Origin of the sequence: Megasphaera intestinihominis, from assembly GCF_040096415.1 — a bacterium.
Classification (GTDB): Bacteria; Bacillota; Negativicutes; order Veillonellales; family Megasphaeraceae; genus Megasphaera; species Megasphaera intestinihominis.
Genome location: NZ_JBBMEU010000099.1, coordinates 1 through 5,744, shown reverse-complemented (window position 1 = coordinate 5,744; position 5,744 = coordinate 1). Strand labels below are relative to the sequence as shown.

The 5,744-nt window shown below is 53.5% G+C and carries 6 protein-coding genes; 1 reads left to right on the top strand and 5 read right to left on the bottom strand.

Features of this window, described 5'->3' with window-relative positions:
• Window positions 1-599: 599 nt before the first annotated feature.
• The 5 genes from WMO23_RS10800 to WMO23_RS10780 form a co-directional block, all read right to left on the bottom strand.
• Window positions 600-1,139, bottom strand: coding sequence for an N-acetylmuramoyl-L-alanine amidase family protein (locus WMO23_RS10800; protein WP_302491452.1), 540 nt, complete (start codon window positions 1,137-1,139; stop codon window positions 600-602).
• Between the two features lie 843 nt (window positions 1,140-1,982).
• Window positions 1,983-2,381, bottom strand: a complete 399-nt coding sequence (locus WMO23_RS10795; protein ID WP_302491451.1) for a hypothetical protein — start codon at window positions 2,379-2,381, stop codon at window positions 1,983-1,985.
• A complete protein-coding gene (locus WMO23_RS10790; protein WP_292281525.1) occupies window positions 2,356-3,261 on the bottom strand; it encodes a phage replisome organizer N-terminal domain-containing protein in 906 nt (301 codons plus the stop codon). The genes WMO23_RS10795 and WMO23_RS10790 overlap by 26 nt, the downstream gene beginning before the upstream one ends.
• 610 nt (window positions 3,262-3,871) lie before the next feature.
• Window positions 3,872-4,300 carry a hypothetical protein gene (locus WMO23_RS10785; protein ID WP_020310847.1) on the bottom strand — a complete coding sequence of 143 codons (429 nt, stop codon included), beginning with the start codon at window positions 4,298-4,300 and terminating at the stop codon, window positions 3,872-3,874.
• Between the two features lie 19 nt (window positions 4,301-4,319).
• Window positions 4,320-5,129, bottom strand: coding sequence for a tetratricopeptide repeat protein (locus tag WMO23_RS10780; protein WP_020310848.1), 810 nt, complete (start codon window positions 5,127-5,129; stop codon window positions 4,320-4,322).
• Window positions 5,130-5,307: 178 nt separating this feature from the next.
• Between WMO23_RS10780 and WMO23_RS10775 the strand changes: the two genes are divergently transcribed.
• On the top strand, window positions 5,308-5,744 hold a 437-nt coding region (locus WMO23_RS10775), incomplete at its 3' end, for a Clp protease N-terminal domain-containing protein (RefSeq protein WP_349174053.1).

Here is a 5,744-nt window from a genome sequence, read left to right as displayed (position 1 = left end):
CTCTAGCGGGCTTCCCACGCGGAAGCCCCTACGCACAAGGCCTTCGGCCGTGTATTTTTTTGCGACCTGCCGCCTGCGAACTGCGAACTGCGTTCATTTTTTTATCGCCTAAAAGCCTGCCATTATACTTGAATAGGCTGTGGTTGAATCTCTCTAGCGGGCTGCCCACGTGGAAGCCCCTACGCACAAGGCCTTCGGCCGTGTATTTTTTTTGCGACCTGCCGCCTGCGGCCTGCGAACTGCGTTCATTTTTTCATCACTTAAAAGCCTGCCATTATACCTGGATAGGCTGTGGTTGAATCTCTCCAGCGGGCTGCCCTTTGGGACAGCCCCTACGCACAAGGCCGATGGCCGTGAATTTTTTTGGTCCGCAGGACCGCGGCGAAACCGCATCCGTAGGGGCGCCACGTGCCTTTTCAGCCCGTCAGGTCATGACTGCAAAGAATGTCAAGACGGTTGCTGAAACGGACCGCCGTAGAGGGGGCGCCCGCTACGCGCTGAGGGCTTCCCGAAGCGATGTTGTTAGTTTGAGTCTGACGCCGCGCAGCGGCATTTGAGTCCGAGGCGGCCGGCCACCTGCGAACTGCGGCCTGCGTTCATCATGCCGCCTGTGCCCCTTGCATCTGGTGCGGGTACTGTATGATGCCCGTCGCGATGGCCCGGGCTGCTTCGTCGCGGTGGGCGTCGTAGCGGCGCCAGTCGAAGTCGTTGTCGAGGAAGCAGACTTCGACGAGGACGGCAGGCATGATGGTATTGCGCAGGACGAAGAGTCCCGGCCGTTCCTTGAGTCCCCGGTTGGGCAGATTCAGGACGGCTTTCAAGTTGGTCTGGATGCAGTGCCCCAGCATGAGGCTGCCGGTGGACCCGGAAATAAGCGTTTCCGTGCCGCTGGCCCTGCCGTTATAGGCGTTGAAATGAATGGATACGAAGAGATCACATTCGGCCTGATTGGCCTGGTCGCAGATACGATAGAGGTCATCGTCCTGCCCAAAGACAACGGCTATTCCATTTCGTTCTAAATATTGCTGGACACCCAGGGCCAATTCATAGGCCGCATCACATTCACACAGATTCAGGCGGCGATTGACGGCGCCCGGATCCAGCTGCCGGTCGTGCCCGGCATTGAGATATACTTTCATAGCACTCCTTTCGATAGTATGGCCTGACGGCCGTTTTGTTGTTCATCGTAGGTCGTTCATCGAGTTTGAGGCTTAACGGCCCCGCCGGTCGCAGGCCGCTTCGGAAAAAGCCGTAGCTCGTTGTTCGTGGTTCGTTGTTCGTAAAAACCTGCCATTATACCTGGATAGGCTGTTGTTAAATCTCTCTAGCGGGCTTCCCACGCGGAAGCCCCTACGCACAAAGCCATCGCCGTACATTTTCTTTGCGAATTGCGAACTACGTTGATTTTTTATCGCCTGTATGCGATATGTAGGGGCGTGCACGTGGCGCGCCCGCCGTGACCTCTGTGCATAGCCGGAATTCATGACGAATGGTTCGTAAAAACCCACCATTATACCTATACCAGGATGGGCTGTGATGAAACCTCGCAGCGGGCCGCACAAGGCTCCCTTTATAGGGGAGCTGGCCGCCAAAGGCGGTCTGAGAGGTTAAAGGCCGGCCCCTACGCAGCCCCAGTCGGGGCTATTTTTACAAGCTGAGGGCTTCCCGAAGCGATGTTGTCAATTTGAGTCTGTCGCGGCGGAACGCCGCATCTGATTCCGAGGCGGCCTGCCGCCTGCGACCTGCGGCCTGCGTCTCCCATTTACTGCCTCATATGGACGCTGGCGGTCTTGCCGCCGATGGCGATGCCCTGCATGGGCCTGTGTTTTATGGCCGGACAGGGGCAGTGCCCGCGTCCGCAGTCTGGATAGGGCCTAATCGGCAGCAATACGGCACTGGCTCTCTGCAAGATGAAAATGAGCTTCCTTTTATCGAGGTTCCTCAAAAATCGTAGTATCCGGTTCATTCTCGTCTCCTTTCTCTCATTGGATTTTAGACATATACAGCGTGATGACGCCGTTTTTGTTAAGCTTCATATAGGTCATATAGCCGTCTTTCCGTTCCAAATCTTTCTGCCGGTCAGTCATGCAGTTAGAGATTTCCAACTGGTTCCGTTCGATGACGGACAGGCTGATTTCCGGGAAAAAACTGCGGGCGAATCGGATGAGTTTCTCCGACAGGTTCAGCCCTTCGATGGGACGCCCTTCCAGCAAGGCATTCCGCGTATCTTTCAGCCGATTGATGTGGCGCTGGGGCACGGTCTGCGCCGGTCCGGCCTGAAAGACCTGGGGACGGCGGTTCTCGCGGACGATGGCATACCATTCTTCCATGACTTCGGCAATGGATGGCTCGAATTTACATCGTTTTAACAAGCGATGCAAAAGAGATTCCGCTTGCTGTGCCGTCATCGTTTCGGGCAGCATTTCTTCGAGCATCTTCAGCTTGTAATCGTTGCAGCTTCTCTCTCCGGGCTTCATGTAACACCGCATCAAGGTGCTCGTAATATTCTCTCTGGTTACGTGCATAAGCGTCCTCCTTCTTCATAGGACGGCCGTTGCTGTTCTTCAAGATGGCCTGGATATACTTGATGTTGTTGACCCCGTTTTCATGGGCCAGTTCAATGGCAATACAGGTCGACTCGCTGCCCCACAATTTCTCTAAATCAATGAGCTGTTGGGCGAACTCGCCCTGCATGGGACCAAAGAGTTGTTGATATTTCTGGACCGACGCGTAGTCACGCATGACTTTCGGCATCGTCACAGGTTCGCCGTCATAGACCGGCGCTTCTTCTGCCGTCATGGCCATTTCATCAGAAGCTGACGTTGCCGTCATGACAGGCGCCGCATCCACCGAACTATCTTCCCGCTGAGCTTGGCGCTGCCTCTCACGGTAGCGGCGGACCCGTTCTTTCGTCTGTTCCCGCTTCTTTTCGTCGCGCTGGAAATCCTGTAATTCATCCCAGATGGCAATGCGGATAAGACCGCTTTTGTCGCGTTCGATGAGTTCCAGTTTTTCCAACAGTGTCAACCCTTTTTCAATGAAGGGTCGGCGGCGGTGCAGGCACTTGGCAATGAGCTGCGTCGTCATGGCTTCCTGTCCCGACACGTAGACAAGGCCGTTGTCATTAACCGTCCCGGCCATGTCTTTCAGGAAAAACCAGAGGACGATGTACGAATCGCCGTTCGCCTGATTCATCAGACAAAGCATACGGGGATCTGAAAAAAGTCCCGTCCTGGTTTTCAGCCATTGCAGCCTTCTCATTATCAGCACCTCGTTTCCGTTTCGGTTTGGGCTTTTGCCCTTGACACCCATATAAGAGAAAAAGCTGCGGACATGTGTCACCTTTTTTTAAGCGTATGCTTTAAATTTTTATGTATGTTTTCTCTTCTTTTTTCCCTTTCTCTTTTCTTCTCTTTACAGGTAACGCGTTACAGAAGTATGGGAAGCAGCAAAAAAGGGACTATCGCATATGCGACAGTCCCTTTTAAGTTGTTAGTGGCTAGCAGTTAGTGGTTAGCGGATAGCTTAAAATTTAAAAGTTTTCTCTGCAAATTATAAAGCAACAGGGACAGTCGCATGATGGTCAAAACCTTCGTGCGACTGTCCCTGTTTTTCTGAGCTGCCTATGCGGCAGTTAACCAAGGAAGAATCCCTGTTTTTCTTTTTCAAAATTTCTAAGCTGCCTACACGGCAGTTAACAGGTTACTCTTATTTAACCAAAATTTCAGGCATTTGTCAAAAGGCTTGATTTACCAGGCCTGCAGGCAAAGAAAAAATTTTAGGTCAAAAAATCGTGAGTCTGTCGCGGCGGAACGCCGCATCTGAATCCGCGGCGGCCTGCGAACTGCGAACGGCGGCCTGCGTCCTTTAATCATTTATGTTCCACTTTATGTGTCACTGCGCTCAAGGCCGCTGCGACGGGACCCATACCGCGCAGGACCATGGGGAAAAAGAGGAAGAGGACACCCATGGCGCCGACGTTGGCCGAAATGACGATGACCGCCATCCCGGGCTGGCAGACGGTCCCAAAGAGAAGACCGTTCGGACAATTCGCCTGAACGGTCTGTCCGGCATCGGGGCCATCTTCCATGCGCAAGGTGACGATCTGATCGCCCACACGGCTTCCGTCTTCCTGCAGATTATCGCGGACAATATCGACGACGCGGGCCTTTTCAAAGACCCGGCCATCGCTGTTGACCAGCTGCGGCTTATCGACCTGGTTATACTGCCAGAGGAAAAGGCCGCCGGCCACCATCAGCACGACGATGACGACCAGGCGGAACCAGCGGGAGTGGATCATGCTCAATTACGTAAAAATGTCAGTCCTGTTCATTTCCTTTCTGCCGCCAATAGGCCGCTTCGACGGTATCCTTCTCCACGCCTTCCCCCTTTTCCAGGGCACGGGCATAATTCTTCATGCCCTCTTTATAGCCAGACGCAGCCGACTGGGCGAACCAATACGCCGCCTGACAGAGGTCATGGCGGACGCCGTGGCCGTCGCGATAGAGGACGCCCAGGTTATTCTGAGCCGGTCCGTCACCAGCCATGGCAGCTTCGTAATACCAGTGCGCCGCCAGTTCCCAGTCCTGGGGGACGCCGCGGCCCGTCTCATAGAGGTATCCCAGGTTGTTCTGGGCAATGGTCTGGCCCTTCCCGGCGGCCTGGGCATACCAATAGGCGGCCTGGTCGTAATCCCGCTTGCCGGCATAGCCGAACTGGTACATGATGGCCGTATTGCACTGGCCGTCGGCATCGTCGTGCCGCGCCGCCCGGCCGTACCAGTGCAGGGCCTGGGCATAGTCCTGGGGCAGGCCGCATCCCGTTTCGTAAAGATGGCCCAGATTGTTCTCGGCTGCGCCGTAGCCTTGATTGGCGGCCCGGAGGTACCAGTACACGGCCTGTTCCAAGTCAATCTCTATCCCCAGACCGTGTTCATACTGATAGGCCAAGTTGTACTGACTGGCGGCGTGGCCCTTCTGGGCGGCCCGGTGATACCAATAGATAGCTTTCCTATATAAAACATCTTTATCTTCTATATCCGCATCGAAAGCTTCAAAAAAATAGTCATCGCCCATGTCACACTGCGCTTGAGCATCGCCTTCAAAAGCTTTCCGTTCTTTTTCGTCCATATATCCGTCTCCTTTCTGACAAAATAAGTGTAGCTAAAGGTTCCTTCCTTTGTCAAATATTTTTCTATTTTTCTTTTTGTCCTATTGACTTTTTGACTTTTGACGATATAATAATACTAGAGCTTGAGGAAAGCTCCTAAGAATGATTACTTCCACCATAAGTAAGGAGGTCTTAATTATGGGAAACGAAAAATATACGCAAAAGGTCATTGAAGCCTTCCAGTCTGCCCAGCAGATTGCCGCGCTCCATTATAACCAGGAACTCTCATCGGTCCATATACTCATGGGCTTGACGAAAGAACCGGAAGGCCTGCTCAATACGATTTTCTCGGAATGTCACACTGACGTCCCCATGCTCCAGGCCCGCTTGGAACAGTTGTTGAAGAAAATCCCGTCTGTCAAAGGCTCCAGCCAGTTGTCCATGTCGACAGAAATGGTCCGTGTCATCGGCAAGGCTCAGCAGTTGGCCGACTCCATGCACGATGAATATATCAGCACGGAACATATCCTCATGGGCATCGTCAGCGAAAGCGACGACGAAGTCCAGCAGTTGTGCCGTGAATTTGGCTTGACCCAGGACAAGATCATGAGTACCATCAAAGCCAACCGCAAGGC

What these genes read in the sequence shown, in the direction of transcription:
- WMO23_RS10800 (WP_302491452.1), bottom strand. Translation starts at nt 1,139, where the DNA reads ATGAAAGTATATCTCAATGCCGGGCACGACCGGCAGCTGGATCCGGGC.
- WMO23_RS10790 (WP_292281525.1), bottom strand. Translation starts at nt 3,261, where the DNA reads ATGAGAAGGCTGCAATGGCTGAAAACCAGGACGGGACTTTTTTCAGAT.
- WMO23_RS10785 (WP_020310847.1), bottom strand. Translation starts at nt 4,300, where the DNA reads ATGATCCACTCCCGCTGGTTCCGCCTGGTCGTCATCGTCGTGCTGATG.
- WMO23_RS10780 (WP_020310848.1), bottom strand. Translation starts at nt 5,129, where the DNA reads ATGGACGAAAAAGAACGGAAAGCTTTTGAAGGCGATGCTCAAGCGCAG.